16 protein-coding genes and 1 pseudogene are annotated in these 17,349 nt (G+C 69.4%); 13 read left to right on the top strand and 4 right to left on the bottom strand.

Translation table 11 applies throughout. The annotated features are described in order from the left end of the window. Position 1: 1 nt before the first annotated feature. The 5 genes from AB0G59_RS11015 (at position 2) to AB0G59_RS11035 (ending at position 3,563) form a co-directional block, all read left to right on the top strand. Positions 2-322, top strand: coding sequence for an antibiotic biosynthesis monooxygenase family protein (locus AB0G59_RS11015; RefSeq protein WP_360910221.1), 321 nt, complete (start codon positions 2-4; stop codon positions 320-322). Next, positions 319-627, top strand: coding sequence for an antibiotic biosynthesis monooxygenase (locus tag AB0G59_RS11020; RefSeq protein WP_360910223.1), 309 nt, complete (start codon positions 319-321; stop codon positions 625-627). The genes AB0G59_RS11015 and AB0G59_RS11020 overlap by 4 nt, the downstream gene beginning before the upstream one ends. A 29-nt stretch (positions 628-656) precedes the next feature. Continuing rightward, on the top strand, positions 657-1,565 hold the full coding sequence (locus AB0G59_RS11025) for an amidohydrolase family protein (protein ID WP_360910225.1): 909 nt from the start codon (positions 657-659) through the stop codon (positions 1,563-1,565). Positions 1,566-1,755: 190 nt separating this feature from the next. Continuing rightward, positions 1,756-2,511 (top strand): class I SAM-dependent methyltransferase, encoded by a 756-nt coding sequence (locus tag AB0G59_RS11030; protein ID WP_360910227.1) that lies wholly within the window; start codon positions 1,756-1,758, stop codon positions 2,509-2,511. Then, positions 2,481-3,563, top strand: coding sequence for an NAD-dependent epimerase/dehydratase family protein (locus AB0G59_RS11035; RefSeq protein WP_360910229.1), 1,083 nt, complete (start codon positions 2,481-2,483; stop codon positions 3,561-3,563). The genes AB0G59_RS11030 and AB0G59_RS11035 overlap by 31 nt, the downstream gene beginning before the upstream one ends. An 80-nt stretch (positions 3,564-3,643) precedes the next feature. Here the strand turns inward: AB0G59_RS11035 and rfbB are convergent, their stop codons facing one another. Further along, positions 3,644-4,633: a dTDP-glucose 4,6-dehydratase gene (gene rfbB, locus AB0G59_RS11040; RefSeq protein WP_360910231.1), complete on the bottom strand. Its 990-nt coding sequence runs from the start codon at positions 4,631-4,633 to the stop codon at positions 3,644-3,646. A 203-nt stretch (positions 4,634-4,836) separates the two neighbouring features. Here rfbB and AB0G59_RS11045 point away from each other — a divergent pair, with 203 nt between their 5' ends. Together AB0G59_RS11045 and AB0G59_RS11050 are read left to right on the top strand one after the other, a co-directional pair. After that, complete coding sequence (locus AB0G59_RS11045; protein ID WP_360910233.1) at positions 4,837-6,192, top strand: NDP-hexose 2,3-dehydratase family protein; 1,356 nt, start codon at positions 4,837-4,839, stop codon at positions 6,190-6,192. Continuing rightward, positions 6,189-7,178, top strand: a complete 990-nt coding sequence (locus AB0G59_RS11050; RefSeq protein ID WP_360910235.1) for a Gfo/Idh/MocA family oxidoreductase — start codon at positions 6,189-6,191, stop codon at positions 7,176-7,178. The genes AB0G59_RS11045 and AB0G59_RS11050 overlap by 4 nt, the downstream gene beginning before the upstream one ends. 25 nt (positions 7,179-7,203) lie before the next feature. Here AB0G59_RS11050 and AB0G59_RS11055 read toward each other — a convergent pair whose 3' ends face one another. Continuing rightward, a complete protein-coding gene (locus AB0G59_RS11055; protein WP_360910237.1) occupies positions 7,204-7,641 on the bottom strand; it encodes a cupin domain-containing protein in 438 nt (145 codons plus the stop codon). A 166-nt stretch (positions 7,642-7,807) separates the two neighbouring features. On the opposite strand from AB0G59_RS11055, the gene AB0G59_RS11060 reads away from it, so the two are divergent. Beyond that, positions 7,808-8,995: a nucleotide disphospho-sugar-binding domain-containing protein gene (locus AB0G59_RS11060; protein WP_360910239.1), complete on the top strand. Its 1,188-nt coding sequence runs from the start codon at positions 7,808-7,810 to the stop codon at positions 8,993-8,995. A gap of 768 nt (positions 8,996-9,763) precedes the next feature. Here the strand turns inward: AB0G59_RS11060 and AB0G59_RS11065 are convergent. Next, a pseudogene (locus tag AB0G59_RS11065) lies at positions 9,764-10,872 on the bottom strand (IS630 family transposase). A gap of 220 nt (positions 10,873-11,092) precedes the next feature. Here AB0G59_RS11065 and AB0G59_RS11070 point away from each other — a divergent pair. Together AB0G59_RS11070 and dhaK are read left to right on the top strand one after the other, a co-directional pair. Beyond that, positions 11,093-11,764: a hypothetical protein gene (locus AB0G59_RS11070; protein ID WP_360910241.1), complete on the top strand. Its 672-nt coding sequence runs from the start codon at positions 11,093-11,095 to the stop codon at positions 11,762-11,764. Positions 11,765-12,062: 298 nt separating this feature from the next. Continuing rightward, complete coding sequence (dhaK, locus tag AB0G59_RS11075) at positions 12,063-13,055, top strand: dihydroxyacetone kinase subunit DhaK (RefSeq protein WP_071964473.1); 993 nt, start codon at positions 12,063-12,065, stop codon at positions 13,053-13,055. 12 nt (positions 13,056-13,067) lie between these two features. Here the strand turns inward: dhaK and AB0G59_RS11080 are convergent, their stop codons facing one another. Next, positions 13,068-14,483 (bottom strand): NADP-dependent succinic semialdehyde dehydrogenase, encoded by a 1,416-nt coding sequence (locus tag AB0G59_RS11080; protein ID WP_360910243.1) that lies wholly within the window; start codon positions 14,481-14,483, stop codon positions 13,068-13,070. Between the two features lie 146 nt (positions 14,484-14,629). Here AB0G59_RS11080 and AB0G59_RS11085 point away from each other — a divergent pair, with 146 nt between their 5' ends. The 3 genes from AB0G59_RS11085 to AB0G59_RS11095 all read left to right on the top strand — a co-directional run bounded on the left by AB0G59_RS11085 (position 14,630) and on the right by AB0G59_RS11095 (position 17,216). After that, on the top strand, positions 14,630-15,544 hold the full coding sequence (locus tag AB0G59_RS11085; RefSeq protein WP_360910245.1) for a glutamate ABC transporter substrate-binding protein: 915 nt from the start codon (positions 14,630-14,632) through the stop codon (positions 15,542-15,544). A 113-nt stretch (positions 15,545-15,657) separates the two neighbouring features. Beyond that, positions 15,658-16,305 carry an amino acid ABC transporter permease gene (locus AB0G59_RS11090; RefSeq protein ID WP_360910247.1) on the top strand — a complete coding sequence of 216 codons (648 nt, stop codon included), beginning with the start codon at positions 15,658-15,660 and terminating at the stop codon, positions 16,303-16,305. Beyond that, positions 16,302-17,216: an amino acid ABC transporter permease gene (locus AB0G59_RS11095; RefSeq protein WP_360910249.1), complete on the top strand. Its 915-nt coding sequence runs from the start codon at positions 16,302-16,304 to the stop codon at positions 17,214-17,216. Before AB0G59_RS11090 ends, AB0G59_RS11095 begins: the two co-directional genes overlap by 4 nt. Positions 17,217-17,349: the final 133 nt, after the last annotated feature.

Here is a 17,349-nt window from a genome sequence, read left to right on the forward strand (position 1 = left end):
GATGGCGGAACCGCTCTACCGCGTCACCCTGCGGATGGACATACAGCCCGGCATGGAGAAGGAATTCGAGGAGGCATGGCTGGCCGGCGCGGCCCGCATCGCCGACAACCCGGGCAACACCGGCCAGGATCTGTCCCGCGGCGAGGGGGACGGCACCTACTACATCGTGAGCGACTGGGTCAGCAAGGAAGCCTTCCTCGCCTACGAACGCAGCGCCGGCCACCAAGAACACCGCAGATCCCTGGCGCCGTACCGCTCCGCGGGAGAGATGACGACCATGCGGACGCTGTACCGCCTCACCGGCAAGGGCGGTGCCGCATGAAGGGGAGCGTGCGGGTCCTGCTCCACCTACGGGTCGCCCCCGGGGAGGAGAACCGCGTCGAGGACCTCTACCACCGCGTCAGCCGCGAGCTGGAGGGCACCCCCGGCCTGCTCCGCAACGAGCTGCTCCAGGGCCTCGCCGCGCCGGAGGAGTGGGCCGTACTGAGCGAGTGGCGGGACGCGGACGCCTTCCGCGCGTGGGAGAGCGGGCCAGACCACCGCGGCGCGACGGCGCCGCTGCGGCCGTACCAGAACCGGGAAGCCGGATCGGTGTTCGGCCTGTACGAGGTCCGGGCGGAGTACTGACACCGGCCGACGGCCACAGGAGGTAGACGATGAGCGCTCCGCGCCGCATCGATGTGCACCACCACGCGATCACGCCGGAGATCGCCACGCTCATGAGGGAGAACGGCGCCCGGTTCGTCCTCCCCTGGTCCCTGGAGAGCACCTTCGAGGTGATGGAGGCCCACGGCATCGAACGTGCCGTGGTGTCCAACCCGATCCCGGGGGACCTGTTCCGCGACGCCAGGCAGGCGTCCGCGTTCACCCGCCGGGCCAACGAGGCCGTCGCCGCACTGGCGGCCGACCACCCCGGCAGGTTCGGGTTGCTCGCCGCGTTGCCCATGCCCTTCGTCGACGAGGCACTCGACCAACTCGACTTCGTCTACGACGAACTCGCCGCCGACGGGGTCGTCCTGGTGCCGCATGCGGGATCCCACTACCTGGGCGACGAGCTGTTCGAACCACTCCTCGCCGAGCTGGACCGCCGCCACGCCGTGGTGCTCGTGCATCCGATGACGTTGCCGGGCGGACCGGTCGAGGCGGCGCCCCCCGTCCTGGCCGACTTCCTGCTCGACACCACCCGCGGCGCCATAGGTCTCATCAGGTCCGGCGCACTGGAGCGGTACCCGAACATCTCCTTCGTCCTGGCACACGGCGGCGGCTTCCTGCCGTACGCGGCCGAGCGGATCGAGGTGCTCGGCGAGGCGTTCTACGACATCGAACCGGCCCGGCTCAGGTCCGCGTTGCGGCGCTTCCACTACGACACCGCCCTGGTGGGCCCGTCCGCGCTGAGCCTGCTGCTGGCGGTCGCCGGGCCGGAGCGGATCCTGTTCGGGACGGACTGGTGTGCCGCACCGGCCGAGCCCGTCGCGTCGTGCGCCCAGGCGCTGGACACGCTACCGGCGGACGCCCGCCGACTGGTCGAACGCGACAACGCGCTACGCCTGTTCGGGGCGTCGTAAGGCGGGCGGACCCGCGGGGGCCCGGCATACCGACCACAACCGTGTGCCGGGCCTCCGTCATGCGCCGTCCGCGCCCGGTGAGGCCGGACGCCTGCGCTGCCATGGCCGCGTGGACTACCACGGCTGGACCACCCCTCGAGGTGGGCGTCTGACGCTCTTCGTGTCGATCTACTGCTCCGGGAGGACGGACATGCTGGCAGAACTGATGGCTCGAGGCGGCAGAGCGCTGCTGGAGGGCTTCCCCCCGGACGGCCGGGAGTACTGGGCCGGACGTTTCTGGGACCGCGCCGCGGCCGAGCAGCACGTACAGTTGCGACCCGAGTTCCTGACCCAGAAGGAGACGATCGCCGATCTGCTCCGCACCCATGGGCAGGACGCCAAGTCGGTTCTCGAAGTCGCCTGTGGCACGGGTGAGTTCACCGCGATGGCCGCAAAGCTGACGCCCGCCGTCGAGATCACCGCGATCGACATCTCCGCCGAGGGCCTGGCACGCACGGCGCAGCGGGTGCGGCGCGACGACCTCAGGCTGGTGGAGGGCGACTTCTGGGCCGACAACGGCCTGGAACAGGCGGACCTGGTGCAGTGCCTGGACGCCATCCACCACCTGGGAGACCTCCGGCAGGTGCTGACCCGGCTCCGCTCCATGGTGAAGCCCGGCGGCGTCTTCATCGGCAACCTGTGGACCGGCGACAACTTCCACGAGTTCCAGCGCAAGCGGTACGGCGTCGCGCCCCATCTGGCGCGCACCGCCTCGTTCCTGGGCACTGCGCTGATCATTCGCGCCTCGGCGGGCCGGCTCAAGACCGGCGCCTATCGCACCCAGCTCACCCCCAGCAACGAGGCCGTGGCCGTGCTGCGCTCGGTCTTCGACGAGGTGCTGGAGGTCCGCAGGGAGCGGTACTTCATGGGCTTCGCATGCCGAGTCAACGGTGGGCCCCGCCCGTGAAGGTGCTGGTGACCGGAGGAGCCGGGTTCATCGGGCGCCGTGTGGTCGCGGCCTACACCAGGGCTGGGCACGAGGTACGGGTCCTGGACGCGCTGCTGAGCGACACACACCGGCAGCGCGTTCCCCCACCGCTGCCCGACGGCGTGGAATTCGTCCGGGGAGACGTGCGCGACCGGGAAACCGTCGAGACCGCCTTGCGCGGCGTCGACCTGGTCAGCCACCACGCGGCCGTGATCGGCCGGGGACGGGAGATCCTCGACGCCCGCCACCACGTCGGCTGCAACGACCTGGGAACGGCGAACCTGCTCGTCGCCATGGCCGAGGCCGGGACGCGGCGGTTGGTGCTGGCCGGTTCGGTGGCGATCTACGGCGACAGCCGCTACGACTGCCCCGTACACGGCCGGGTGCTGCCACGTCGGCGCAGTCGAGAGGATCTGGACGCGGGGCGGTTCGAACCGCGCTGCCCGGAATGCGGCACCGAGCTGGTGTCCAGCGCGGTCAGCGAGACCGACCCGCTCGACCCGCCCCGCAACATCTACGCGGTGACCAAGCTCGCCCAGGAGTACCTGGTGGGCGTCTGGGCCAACGAGACCGGAGGCCAGGCCGTCTCTCTGCGGTACCACAATGTGTACGGGCCGGACATCCCCTACCAAAGCCCCTACTCGGGCGTAGCGGCGGTCTTCCGCAGCGCCGTCGCGCGGGGAGAGGCACCCGTGGTCTACGAGGACGGCGGGCCCATGCGCGACTTCGTGCACGTCGAGGACGTCGCCGAGGCCAGCCTGGCCGCTGAGCGGTGGACGGGCACCGGGCACCGGGCATTCAACGTGGCCAGCGGCACCCCGCACACCATCGGCGACGTCGCCCACGCCCTCGCCAGGGCGGCAGGGGCGCCGATGCCGGCGGTCTCCGGGAGGTACCGGATCGGCGACGTCCGGCACATCGTGGCCTCGCCCGACCGGATCATCCGTGAGCTCGGGTGGCGGCCCCGGATCAGCTTCGAGGAAGGGATGAAGGAGTTCGCGACGGCCCCGATGGCCGGGCTGCCGACCTGACGCCGTCGCGGCGCCCTCTCGACGGGCAGTCGGGCCGACCGGCCGGAGACCACGTCAGGTGGCCTCCGGCCGGTCGTACGTCATACCGGAAGTTCCGCCCGGGCGGTCAGCGGCTCCCACCACTCCCGGTTGTCGCGGTACCAGGCCACCGTGTCGGCCAGCCCCTCGTCGAAGCCGGTCAGCGGCTCGTACCCCAGCTCGTCCCTGATCTTCGAGATGTCCAGGGAGTACCGCAGATCGTGGCCCTTGCGGTCCGCGACGTGTCGGATGCGGTCCGGGCCCGCCCCGCAGGCCGCCAGCAGCCGCTCGGTCAGTTCCCGATTGGACAGCTCGGTGCCGCCCCCGATGTGGTAGACCTCGCCCGGCCGGCCGCGGCGCAGCACCAGGTCGATACCGCGGCAGTGGTCGGAGACGTGCAGCCAGTCGCGGACATGACTGCCGTCCCCGTACAGCGGCACGCTGTGACCGTCCAGCAGCCGAGTAGCGAAGAGGGGGATCATCTTCTCCGGGAACTGATAACGGCCGTAGTTGTTGGAGCAGCGCGTCACCGTCACGTCCAGGCCGTGGGTGCGGTGGTAGGCCAGCACCAAGAGGTCCGAGCTCGCCTTGGACGCGGCATACGGGGAGTTGGGCGCCAGCGGTGCGTCGTCCGTCCATGAGCCCTCGGCGATCGAGCCGTAGACCTCGTCGGTCGAGACATGGACGAACCGGCCCACCTTGTGCCGCAGCGCGGCGTTCAGCAAGACCTGCGTACCCAGCACATTGGTGGTCACGAACGGCGAGGCGTCCACGATCGAGCGATCCACGTGCGATTCGGCGGCGAAGTGCACCACCGCGTCCTGACCGGCCATCACCGCGTCCACGGTCGCCGGGTCGCGGATGTCGCCGCGCACGAAGGCCAGGCCCTGGTGCCCGGCGACCGGCGCCAGATTCGCCTCGTTGCCCGAGTACGTCAGATTGTCCAGGACCGTGATCCGAGCGCCCGTTCCCGAGGGCAACTCACCAAGCAGTGCTGCCCGTACGAACTGCGCCCCTATGAAGCCGGCTCCGCCGGTGACGAGTATCCGCATAAGGGCAACAGTTTATGCGACGACGTCCGGCCAGGGCGACTGGCACAACTGCATTGGGAGGCAAATCCGTTGAACATCACCGGCCCGAACCCTGTCGAAACTCTTTACGGCGCGGCCCCCCCAATCGCGCCCCAGTCATCCACGAGCACGGTGGCGGACCGTGGACCGTCGAGGGCCTTGACTTGAGGAGCGGAGGCACACCGATGCGCCGATATCGCGGAGACGGCTCGGCCACGCGGCAGACCGCGGATATTGACGTGCTCCAACGATGGCCGGGACTGGTCGACTCCGGAGTCGATCAGGAGTTCCTTGCCTGGTTCGAAAGGCGGGTGCACGCCACCTCGTGCTCGGTCGACCGAATCCCGCTGGCGCAGATGCGGTCCTGGCACCTGGACGCGTCGAGCGGAAACATCAGGCACAGCAGCGGACGATTCTTCACGATCGAGGGGCTGCACACCCGCACGACCCACGGCACCGTTCCCGAGTGGAGCCAGCCGATCATCTGCCAGCCGGAGATCGGCATCCTCGGACTTCTGGTCCGGAAACACCACGGCGCCCTGCAATGCCTGATACAGGCGAAGATGGAACCGGGCAACGCGAAGATGATGCAGTTGTCGCCGACTGTTCAGGCGACTCGCAGCAACTACACCCGGGCGCACAACGGGAGCGCTACCCGCTATCTCGAGTACTTCACGGATCCGCAGCACCACACCGTCCTGGTCGATGTTCTGCAGTCCGAACAAGGCTCGTGGTTCCTGCGCAAGCGTAATCGCAATATGATTGTCCTGGTCGAGGAGGACATCGCGGTCGACGACGGCTACCGCTGGACAGACGTCCGCGATCTGCGGCGGCTGCTGAGGGTCGAGCAGCTGATCAACATGGACACCCGCTCGGTGCTGTCGTGTCTGCCGGACGGGGACCGCGACGAGCCCGACACCACCCACCTGCTCCGGTGGTTCACCGAGGTCAAGAGCAGGCACGAAGTCACGACCCGGCAGACTTCCCTGCGGGACATCAAGGGATGGCAATACGGTCCGGAGCGGATCACACACGATTCGGGGCTGTACTTCGACATCATCGGCGTCTCCGTCACCACCGCCGGCCGGGAAGTCGTCGAATGGGACCAGCCGATGCTCTTTCCCCATGGGCAGGGCGTCTCGGCCTTCGTCGTCAAGAAGTTCGACGGGGTGACCCACCTGGCGGTTCAGGCGCGGTTCCAGGCAGGCGTACAGGATGCCGCGGAACTGGGCCCGACCGTGCAGTGCACTCCCTCGAACTTCCCGCGTCACCCGCCGCGTTTCCTGGACTATGTCCTCGGCGCCGGTGCGGACCGCGTCCTGTTCGACTCCGTCCTCACCGAGGAAGGCGGGCGCTTCTACCACTCCGAGAACCGCTACATGCTCATCGAAGCAGGCGAAGACTTCCCGGTGGAACTGCCACCGGATTTCTGCTGGGCAAGCGTCCACCAGCTGAAGGCCCTGTTGCGACACAGCTACTACATCAATGTCGAGGCCCGCAGCCTTTTGGCCTGCCTCCAGGCCGTGGGGTCCGACCGATGACCGAGGACGACGGGCAGGCGCCCCTGCGCTTCGGCGTGCTCGGCTGCGCCGATATCGCCGTGCGCCGGACCATTCCGGCCCTCCTCGCCGCCCCCACCGCGCGGCTCGTCGCACTGGCCTCCCGCACACAGGGCAAAGCCGAACACCATGCGGCCCGCTTCGGGATACCGGTCGCCTGTGGCTATCAGGAATTGTTGCGACGCGATGACATCGACGCCGTCTACATTCCCGTGCCGACCGGCCTGCACGCCGAATGGATCGCGGCGGCACTGGCCGCCGGCAAACACATACTCGCGGAAAAGCCGCTGACCACCCGCCACGCGGATACCCTCGCCCTCACTGCCACCGCGAACCTGCTCGGACTCACCCTGCAGGAGAATCTCACCGCCGCCCGCCACCGGCTGCACGCGGCCGTATCCGAATTGGTCACGGCGGGAGAGATCGGCGAATTGCGCGGCGTCGAAGCGTGTTTCACCATTCCGCCCCTACCCGCGACGGATGTGCGATACGACGGCGACCTGGGCGGCGGTGCGCTGCTGGACGTCGGTGTGTACCCGCTGTATGCCGCGACCCGGTTCCTCGGCGCCGGGCTGACCGTTGCGGGTGCCACGCGGAAGACGGACCCGGCGCGCGGCGTGGATGTCGCGGGCCACGCTCTGCTCGCCTCACCGTCCGGCCCCGCTGCTCACGTGACCTTCGGTTTCGAGCATGCCTACCGGTGCAGTTACCGGCTGTCGGGCAGCGAGGGCTCGCTGTCGGTGGACCGTGCGTACACGCCGCCCGCGACGTTCAGTCCGGTGATCCAACTGGTACGCCCGGAACACGAACGTGAGGTCGTGGTCCCTGCCGAGGACCAGTTCATGACGACCATCTCGGAATTCGTCGCCCAGACCCGCGGTGCGCGGCACCAGCGGTACGGCCAGACCGACTTCCTGGAACAGGCCAGGCTCGTCGACCACGTTCGCGTCCAGGCACTGGAGCTGTGATCACAGCGACCCCGTTCCCACAGGATCAGTCGCTGCCCCCGACGTGCAGAGTCGGTTCGTCCGCGTTGGGCTGGGGCTCGGTGTCCACATGGCCAAGCCTGGGTTCCGGCGCCAACGGGCTGAGATGGAGCACGGCAAGCGCCGTCTCGCTGCCGTGGTTGACCAGCCGGTGCCGTGCGCCGATCGGCACCATGACCGCCTCGTCAGGGGCGAGATCGATGTCCACACCGTCGACCGTCACGACCAAGTTCCCCCGGACCAGGTAGAGGAACTCCTCGGAATACGGGTGGTAGTGCTCGGAAACATAGTCGCCCGGTTCAAGGGTCACCGTGCCCATGAACCCCGACACCGAGCCGACGGTCCTCGGGCTCAGCCCAATCCTGATCTCACCACCCCTGCGACGATTCGCCGGCACATCGCTGAATGGGACCTTTTCCACCGTGGCACGGTTGGCCTGTGACACCGCAGTTCCTCCCGGTCGCGTAGCTCGGTCGCCTCAGCATCGGACGGCCCGGTCGAACACCGCTGGGAAGGAACTGGGGGCCTCGCCGACCAGCCGGACACCAGCCATTCCGGAGTCCGGCGGCGAAGGCTGGCCGCAGACGGCGGCACAGAGGAGGGAAACAACGATGCGCGCCTTGTTCATCACTTGGCCCTGGGGGTCGCATCTGTATCCCATGACGCCCTTCGGATGGGCGCTGCGTGCGGCAGGTCACGAGGTGGTCGTCGCCGCGCAGCCCGCATTCGCCCCGACGATCACCCAGGCCGGCCTGGTCGCGCTCCCGGTCGGCGAGGACGTGGACGTCAAGGACCGACTCCGCCGGGCACACCAGCAAGATTCCCTGGAGCGGTCGGCAATCGAGCACCGGGGCGCGGCTGCCGTGCAGGCGGCGACCGACTGTGCGGTCGCCATCGCCGAGGACACCTATCGATTCGCGGAGCACTGGCGCCCGGACTTCGTCGTCTACGAGCCGATGGCCTACCTCGGCCCCGGTATCGCGCGAGACTTCGGCATCCCCGCGCTGCGCCTTCTCTGGGCGACCGACTTCCTCGCCTCGATCACGGATCCCGACCGGACCGAGGAAGACCTCCTCGGCGGGCTGACAACGCGGCGGGAGTTGGAGGCGAGCAACGCATTCGGGGACCTGACACTGGACCCGTGCCCGCCGCAGCTGCAGGTTGCCGCCGACCTGCCCCGTCAGGGCATGCGGTACGTCCCCTACAACGGGCCCGCCAAGCTGCCGCACCGACTGCGCACACCGGCACAGCGACCGCGCATCGTCGTCACCTGGGGCGGTTCACTGCACCAACTCGGCTGGCAACGGGCATTTCTGGCACCCCGGATCGTGGCGGCGCTGGCCGGCCGCGACATCGAGGTTGTCGTCGCGGTACTCGACGACCAACGCGACAGCTTCACTTCCCTGCCCGACAATGTCATCCACGTCGGCCCGGTCGCCTTGCACCTGCTGCTGCCGAGCTGCGCAGCGATCATCCATCAAGGCGGTGCGGGCACCACCATGGCCGCGGTGAGCTACGGCGTCCCGCAACTCATCCTGGCCTGGGCGGCCGATGCCATCGTCAACGCCAGTCAGGTGGAGGCCACCGGCAGTGGGCGCCGGCTGTGGCCCGACGACCTCGACGACGCCGGCCTGGCCGACGCACTCGACGAGTTCTTCGACAACCTGGACGGCCATCAGGAGTGCGCGGACCGCTTGCACCAGGACCACTTGGCGCTCCCCACACCGGCCGCAGTCACCACCCAACTCGCACACGACTTCCGGCACGCCACCGGCGCATGGACAAACTTCGGGAGTTGAACATCCCCGTTGTCCTGAGCGGGCACCTCACTCAAGTCCACGGTCCTTCGTGGGGCTGCGCCTCGGGAGCCCGACGCGGTGGGGTATGCCGTTGAGCTGACCCCGCGAGGGCACCACCGATGCCCTGGCCGCGGGCACCTCCGACGCGTCGAGGCGCGAATGCACGCCCTGGCTCCGAATACAACCTGGACTACGCATCGCGCATTGCAGGACAAGTCACCTCACAACACTGCCTTGCACCGGCCTCACCCAACAGCGGCCACCCGGAGCTGGGGTGCCTCGGCCTGCGCGGTGCCCGACTCGCGGACTGGCCCGCGGCCGAGCGCGCCTTCCGGGCGCTGTTGCGCATCGCCGTGACCGACAGCCGGCCGCACTGGGAGATCACCGATCTGACCGAGGGGATCGCCCATGCGACAGGCGGCCTGTAGCCATGGCTGGACCACATCGCCGGGCTCACCGGTCCCGAAGCGGACGCCGGAGCGGTCCGCCTCGCCTTCGGCTGGGCCACCGAACTCCTTTGGGAAGAGCTGAAGTTCACCTGGTGGTACGACGGCGACCCGCGGCTCATAGCCGCCTGGCTGCCCACCCTGCGCGCCCGCATCGCCGCCTTCGCCGTGCGGCACCCGCGCTGCGAGAACGCGTCCGACGCGCTGATCGCGATCGACGCGCTCGAGGCCGACGAGTGGGGCCCCTGGCCTACCCCTACGACACGCGCACGCTCGGCGGCCCCGCGCTCATCCACCAGGGCTGAGACCAACCGGACGGTCCCTAGTGTCCTGAGTCAGTGATCCGTCGGCAGTACGCGGCGAGGGATTCGAGGATCTGATCGGCAGTCTTGGTCCATACGTAGGGGCGGGGGTTGTCGTTCCAGCTGGCGATCCAATTCCGTATGTCGCGCTCGAAGGCCTGGACGGAGCGGTGGACGCCGCGGCGGAGTTTCTTGTTGGTCAGCTCGGCGAACCACCGCTCGACCAGGTTCAGCCAGGACGATCCCGTCGGAGTGAAGTGCAGCTGGAAGCGCGGATGCGCCAGCAGCCACCTCCTGACCGACTCAGTCTTGTGGGTCACGTAGTTGTCGCAGATCAGATGCACGTCCAGACCGGCGGGAATCTCGCGGTCGAGCTTGGCCAGGAACTTCCTGAACTCGGCTGCCCGGTGCCAGCGGTGGAGTGAGCCGATGACCTTGCCCGTGGCCGCGTCGAGTGCGGCGAAGAGGGTGGTCGTGCCGGCCCGCAGGTAGTCGTGACTGGCCCGCTCTGGCACCCCGGGCATCATCGGCAGGACAGGCTGGGACCGGTCCAGGGCTGGATCTGCGACTTCTCATCGACACACAGGACCAGGGCCCGCTCAGGCGGGTCGAGATAGAGCCCGACCACGTCGTGGACCTTGTCGATGAAGAACGGATCGGTGGACAGCTTGAACGTCTCAGTCCGGTGTGGCTGGAGACCGAAGGCCCGCCAGATGCGCGAGACAGTCGACTGTGACAAGCCCGTCTTAGCCGCCATCGACCGTGTCGACCAGTGCGTCGCGTCCTTCGGCTTCGTCTCCAGCGTGGCCTTCACAACGGCGGCGACCTGGCCGTCGCTGACCGTGCGGGTCCGCCCCGGCCGGGGAGCATCCCCCAGGCCGTCGAGCCGGTGCCGGACGAACCGAGCCCGCCATTTGGAGACCGTCTCGGTCGTGACCCCGAGCTCGCGGCCGACCGCACTCGCCGAACGCGGCAGGCCGTCGGGATCGAGCTCCGCGCAGGCCAGCACGATCCTCGAGCGCAGAGCCAGAGCCTGCGGTGTCGAAGGCGCCCGCACCCATCCCTGCAGCACCTGTCGCTGGTGCTCCGATAACACCAACTCAGCCAGCTTCGGCCCAGGACGCCCCATGCCCAATCAACGACGGATCACTGACTCAGGACACTAGCCCGCCACCGCGGCCGCCGGGAACAACTGCCCGAGACCGTCCGAGCCGTCGCCGCCCTGGTCTCTCATCAGCAAAGCGCAACCAGGCCCCTCGCACACGCAGCCTGAGGATGGGTACGTCTGCGGTCCACGACACCCACGGCCAACCGTGCACGAGTTCGTTAGCGACGGCCGCGTAGCGGCTTTGACCCCTCTCGAGCATGTCCCCAACAACGTGCATGCGGAAGAACTCCGGGCCATCGGCTTGCACATGGCCGCCGTCTGGGCCGCACAGGGACATCACTGCGCCGTCCTGTCGATCGAACGCTCAAGCCACCAAGGCACGTTCTTCCGGCAGAACAATTCTGTCCGGTGGGCAACCGAACCCGTCCCCACCGCTGCGCCGCCGTGGACACGGTTGAGAATCAACCCCACCCCCGGGGAGATCTGGGGCGGCACCCACGCCTCCGGAGTCGACACCCTCAACGACACCCTGGACCAAGCGCGGCGGCTCTACGACCGCACGCTCCTCCTCGACCTGTCCAGCCGATCCGTGCTCCTCGAGCAACTGGCCCGCTATGGCACTCCCATCCTGGGGCGGATCGCCGGCATTCCCATGCCGGCCCTCACACGCGGCGTGGGCACCCCCACGGTGCTCGATCCGGCTGGGGCAGACCAGCGCGACCGCATGACCTCAGCCGCGACGGCACTGGGCGAGATCCTGTGGACCCGACCGGCCCTCGAAGAACGCCGCGGTCGAAGCCATCCTGCATTCATAAGCACAACGTGGGCACCGGCGACAACAGCCCGCGCCCACGCTCAGCCGGGAGCACCTCACTACGGTGGCGCTGCATACTCCGACGCCTTGATCGGGTAGCCCATGGGCATGTCTGCGACCTACCTCTATGGGGCTGGCTGCCACAGCCTGCCGGCACACCCGGCACGAGCCATCCCGGCCGACCTCCGCTTGCGGTCACTCTCGACTACCACATCCCCCATCACTCTCAGTGACCTACCCGCAAAACTGATTATGCGTCAGTAAAGTCAGCATCAGGTCAGCATCAGTACCGCCAGAGACCGTCGCCGACCGCCAAGATCAATCTTTCGCGCCAGCACACCTGACCTGCGAAAACGCAGCACATCGCCGAGCCCGCCCATCATCCGAGGAGCCCCCCGTGAAAATGCTCATCAACGTCCCCGAAACCGTCGTAGCCGACGCCCTGCGTGGCATGGCCGCCGCCCACCCCGAGCTGTCGGTCGATGTGGAGCGGCGTGTCGTGGTGCGGCGGGACGCGCCTGTGGCGGGGAAGGTGGGGTTGGTGTCGGGTGGGGGGTCCGGGCATGAGCCGTTGCACGGGGGGTTCGTGGGGGCGGGGATGTTGGATGCGGCGTGTCCCGGGGAGGTGTTCACCTCGCCCGTTCCGGATCAGATGGTGCGTGCCGCGGCCGCCGTCGACAGCGGCGCCGGTGTGCTGTTCATCGTGAAGAACTACACGGGCGACGTGCTCAACTTCAACATGGCCGCCGAGCTCGCCGAGGACGAGGGCATCCAGGTCGCCAGCGTGCTCGTCAACGACGACGTCGCCGTGACCGACAGCCTCTACACCGCGGGGCGGCGCGGCACCGGGGCCACCCTCTTCGTGGAGAAGATCGCCGGCGCCGCCGCCGAGGGCGGTGCGCCGCTGGAGCGGGTGGAGGCCATCGCGCGGCGGGTGAACGAGGCCTCGCGCAGCTTCGGGGTCGCCCTCGCCTCGTGCACCACCCCGGCCAAGGGCGGCCCCACCTTCGACCTGCCCGCCGGCGAGCTGGAGTTGGGGGTCGGCATCCACGGCGAGCCCGGCCGGGAGCGGCGGGCCATGATGACGTCGGGGGAGATCGCCGACTTCGCCGTGCACGCGGTGCTGGAGGACCTGCGGCCGAGCGGGCCGGTGCTGGTGCTGGTCAACGGGGCCGGCGGGACGCCGCTGCTCGAGCTCTACGGCTTCACCGCCGAGGTGCACCGCGTGCTGCGCGAGCGCGGCGTGCCGGTCGCGCGTTCGCTCGTGGGCAACTACGTGACCTCGCTCGACATGGCGGGCGCCTCGGTGACCCTGTGCCAGGTCGACGACGAACTGCTGCGCCTGTACGACGCCCCCGTGCAGACCCCCGGGCTGCGGTGGGGGCGGTGACCCCCGGGGCCCTCACCCCCCGCCCGGCTCCGCCCCGTGCCAGACCGTCGTGACGTTGCAGAACTCACGAATGCCGTGGCCCGACAGCTCCCGGCCGTAGCCCGACCGCTTCACTCCGCCGAAGGGCAGCGCCGGGTGGGAGGCCGTCATGCCGTTGAAGAAGACGCCGCCGGCCTCCATGTCCCGTACGAAGCGGCGTTGTTCGGCCTCGTCGCGCGTCCAGACGTTGGAACTGAGGCCGAAGGGCGAGTCGTTGGCCAGCTCGATGGCCTCGTCCAGGTCGCGCACGCGGTACAGCGAGGCCACGGGGCCGAAGGCCTCCTCGTGGTGGATGCGCATGTCCGGGGTGATGCCGGTCAGGACGGTGGGTTCGTAGTACCAGCCCCGGGTCAGCTCGGCGGGGTCGGTGGGGCGGCGGCCGCCGCACAGGGCGGTCGCGCCGCGGCGGACGGCGTCGTCGACGAGCTCCTCCAGGTCGGCGCGGCCCCGTTCCGTGGCGAGGGGGCCGACGTCCGTGGAGTCCGCCATGGGGTCCCCGACGGTCAGCCCCGCCATCAGGGCGGTGAAGCGCTCGGCGAAGGTGTCGTAGACGTCGGCGTGCACGATGAAGCGCTTGGCCGCGATGCAGGACTGGCCGTTGTTCTGGACGCGGGCCGTCACGGCGGTGCGCACCGCGCGGGCGAGGTCGGCCGAGGGCATCACCACGTAGGGGTCGCTGCCGCCCAGCTCCAGGACCGTCTTCTTGACCTCGTCGCCCGCCACGGCCGCCACCGAGCGGCCCGCCGGTTCGCTCCCGGTGAGGGTCGCCGCGACGACCCTGGGGTCGCGCAGGACGGACTCGACCGCCCCGGAGCCCACCAGCAGGGTCTGGAAGCAGCCTTCGGGGAAGCCCGCCCTGCGGAAGAGGTCCTCGAGGTACAGCGCGGTCTGCGGCACGTTCGAGGCGTGCTTGAGCAGGCCGACGTTGCCGGCCATGAGGGCGGGCGCCGCGAAGCGCACCACCTGCCACAAGGGGAAGTTCCACGGCATGACGGCGAGGATCACCCCCATCGGGCGGTAGTGCACGCGGGCGTGCGCCGCCCCGGAGTCCTTCACCTCCGCCGCCGGCGGCACCTCGTCGGCCAGCAGCCGCTCCGCGTTGCCGGCGTACCAGCGCATCGCCTTCGCGCACTTCGCCGTCTCCGCCCGCGCCGCGGCGAGCGGCTTGCCCATCTCGGTCGTCATCGTGCGGGCGATGTCGTCCTGGTCGTCGTCCAGGAGGTCGGCGGCCCGGCCGAGCAGCCGCGCCCGTTCGGCGAAGTCCGTCGTGCGGTAGCTCCGGAAGGCCGCCGCAGCGGTGGCCAGGCGTCGCTCGATCTCCTCCGGGCCGAGCGCGTCGAAGGTCTTGAGCGTCTCGCCGTTCGCTGGGTTCACCGTTGCGATGGCCATGCATCGACTCTGCGGCGCCGGGCCCCGCCGCGCAAGACGTATGACCTTCCGCGGCCGGCACTGGCCTGCACTACCGGTAGCGCGCCACGCCACGCTCGGTATTCTGGTGGTCACCTTAGGGTCCGGATGCTCTCACCTGGAGCGGAATGAGGCCGAGGAGTCCACTGGTCGCGACCGTCGCACTGTTCGCACTGGCCTCACTGGTCTCCTGCGGCCGTCAGGGCGTTCCCCCGGGCAGCGTCGCCGCCCTGATCGGGGACGGGGAGCACCGGATAGCCTATCCGGTCAACCCGGATGTGACCGTCAGCGGGTCGCCCGCCCTGCGGCACGCCAGGGCCGCCCACCGGATCGTGATCGGGGTGAAGTCCGACCATCCGTTCCTGGGCTTCGAGGACCCCGTCACCGGCCGTCGCTTCGGCTTCGACATCGAGATCGCGAAGATGGTCGCGGCCGACCTCGGGTTCGGGCCGGGGCGGATCACCTGGAAGACCGTCTCCCCGCAGGGCCGCGAAACGGCCATCGCCAAGGGGGACGTCGACTTCTACGTCGCCGCGTACACCATCAACGACGAGCGCAAGAAGCACGTCTCCTTCGCCGGGCCGTACTACGTCGCCGGACAGGACCTGCTGGTCAGACAGGGCGAGAAGAACATCCGCGGCCCCGGCGACCTCAAGGGCAGGCGGGTGTGCTCGGTCACCGGCTCCACGCCCTTCCACCGCATCGAGGACCCCGCCTACGGCGCCCGGGTGAGCGGGCACGACAGCTACGCCCAGTGCGTCCAGGACCTGATCAGTGGTGAGACGGACGCGGTGACCAGCGACGACACCATACTGAAGGGGTACGCCGCGCAGAACGGCGGCAGACTGCGCGTCCTCGGCAGGCCCTTCTCCCGGGAGCCCTACGGCGTAGGGCTGACCCGCGGCGACAAGGCCCTGCGCGACGCGGTCAACGACGCGCTGGAGCGCCACCGCCGCAACGGCGACTGGCTCAGGGCCTACGACGCCACCCTCGGCCGGTCCGGCGCGCCCGCCCCCGCCCCGCCGGAGGTGATCCGGTACTGACCCGGCGGGACCGCGGCTTCCCGCGCGGTCACCTCCCGCCCCCGAAGTACCCACCCGGAAGTACCCACCCGCCCGGGCCGGCACGCGGGCCCGCCGAGGCCACGGAGGCGACCGTGCACGTACTGCTCGACAACGTCGGCCTCTTCCGCAGAGGTTTCCTCGGTACCGTGGCCCTGACCGGGCTCAGCGCGCTGCTCGCCCTGAGCCTGGGCACCGTCCTGGCCCTCTTCCGGGTCTGCCCCGTCCCTCCGCTGCGCGCGTTCGGTGCCGCCGGGGTGACCGTGCTGTGCAACACGCCCCTGACGCTGCTGTTCTTCGGCGTCACCCTGGGCCTGCCGATGGTGGGGCTGTCCGGGCTGAGCTACTTCACGCTCGCCGTACTGACCCTGGGCGTCTACACCTCCGCGTTCGTCTGCGAGGCGCTCCGGTCGGGCGTCAACACCGTCGACGTCGGCCAGGCGGAGGCGGCGCGCAGCCTGGGCATGTCCTTCTCCCAGACGGCCCGTCTGGTCGTGCTGCCGCAGGCCGGCCGGGCCGTCGTCCCGCCCGTCGGCAGCCTGATGATCACGCTCACCAAGAACTCGGCCCTCGCCGGCGGCTTCAGCGTCTACGAGCTGTTCAGCGTGGAGAAGTCCCTCGTCGAGCGGGGCTACGCCATCCTGACGGTCTTCCTGTGGGTCTCCGTCGCCTACCTCCTGCTCATCCTCACCATCAGCGGCCTCTTCCGGATCCTCGAGCACCGGCTGGCGGTATCGCGGTGAGCTCCGTCCTCTTCGACACCCCGGGCCCACGCGCCCGCCGCCGCCATGCCCTCATAGGGGTCCTGGCGGTCCTGGGCATCGCCGCCCTGGCCGGCTATGTGATCGTGCGGCTGCGCGACGCCGGGCAGTTCACGCCGGCGATGTGGGAGGCGTTCGCCTACGAGGGGGTGCAGCGGCGGATCCTGATCGGCGCGCTGGAGACGCTCAAGGCGTTCTCCCTGGCCGTGGTGCTCTCGATGCTGCTGGGCCTGTTGCTCGCCTGCGGACGGCTCTCGGAGCACCGTCTGCTGCGCTGGCCCACGACGGCGCTGGTGGAGTTCTTCCGGGCCATGCCGCTGCTCATCATGATCTTCGCGCTGTACAACACGGGCTGGCTGCGGTCCTGCGTCGCCACCGTCGGGCGCTTCCTGCGGACGGAGCTGGGCCGTACGGGCAACTGGCTCGCGGACAACTTCGCCAGCCCCACCCTGTGGGCCCTGGTCATCGGCATCGCGCTGTACAACGGGTCCGTGCAGGCGGAGATCCTGCGGGCCGGGGCGCTGGCCGTGCCCCGGGGGCAGCGGGAGGCGGCGTACGCCCTGGGGCTGCGCAAGACCCAGGTGATGCTGACGGTCGTCCTGCCCCAGGCCGTACGGTCGATGCTGCCCGCGATCGTCAGCCAGATCGTGGTGACCCTCAAGGACACCTCGCTCGGTTTCATCATCACCTACGAGGAACTCCTCTACGCGGGAAAGCTCCTGGCCCAGAACACGGCGACGCCTTCCGGCTATCCCTACATACCCGTTCTCCTCGTCGTCGGCCCGATGTACATCGGGATGTGCCTGGCGCTGTCCGCCTGCGCCAGGTGGCTGGCGCGGCGTGGCAGGCGGCGCCGTAACGGGATACGGATCCGCCCGGTTCCGCGACCTTGACCGAAACCCCCCGCGCGCAAGGCGGCCGCGTTTTCGGGACCGTCCGCACGGGAAGCCATGCAGCGGATTTCCACGGTGTCCTCGGAAATTTCACAGCCCTTCGTCCCGGTATCCCCGATACTTCAGGAGTTGC

Origin of the sequence: Streptomyces sp. NPDC021096, assembly GCF_040641275.1 — a bacterium.
Lineage (GTDB): Bacteria > Actinomycetota > Actinomycetes > Streptomycetales > Streptomycetaceae > Streptomyces.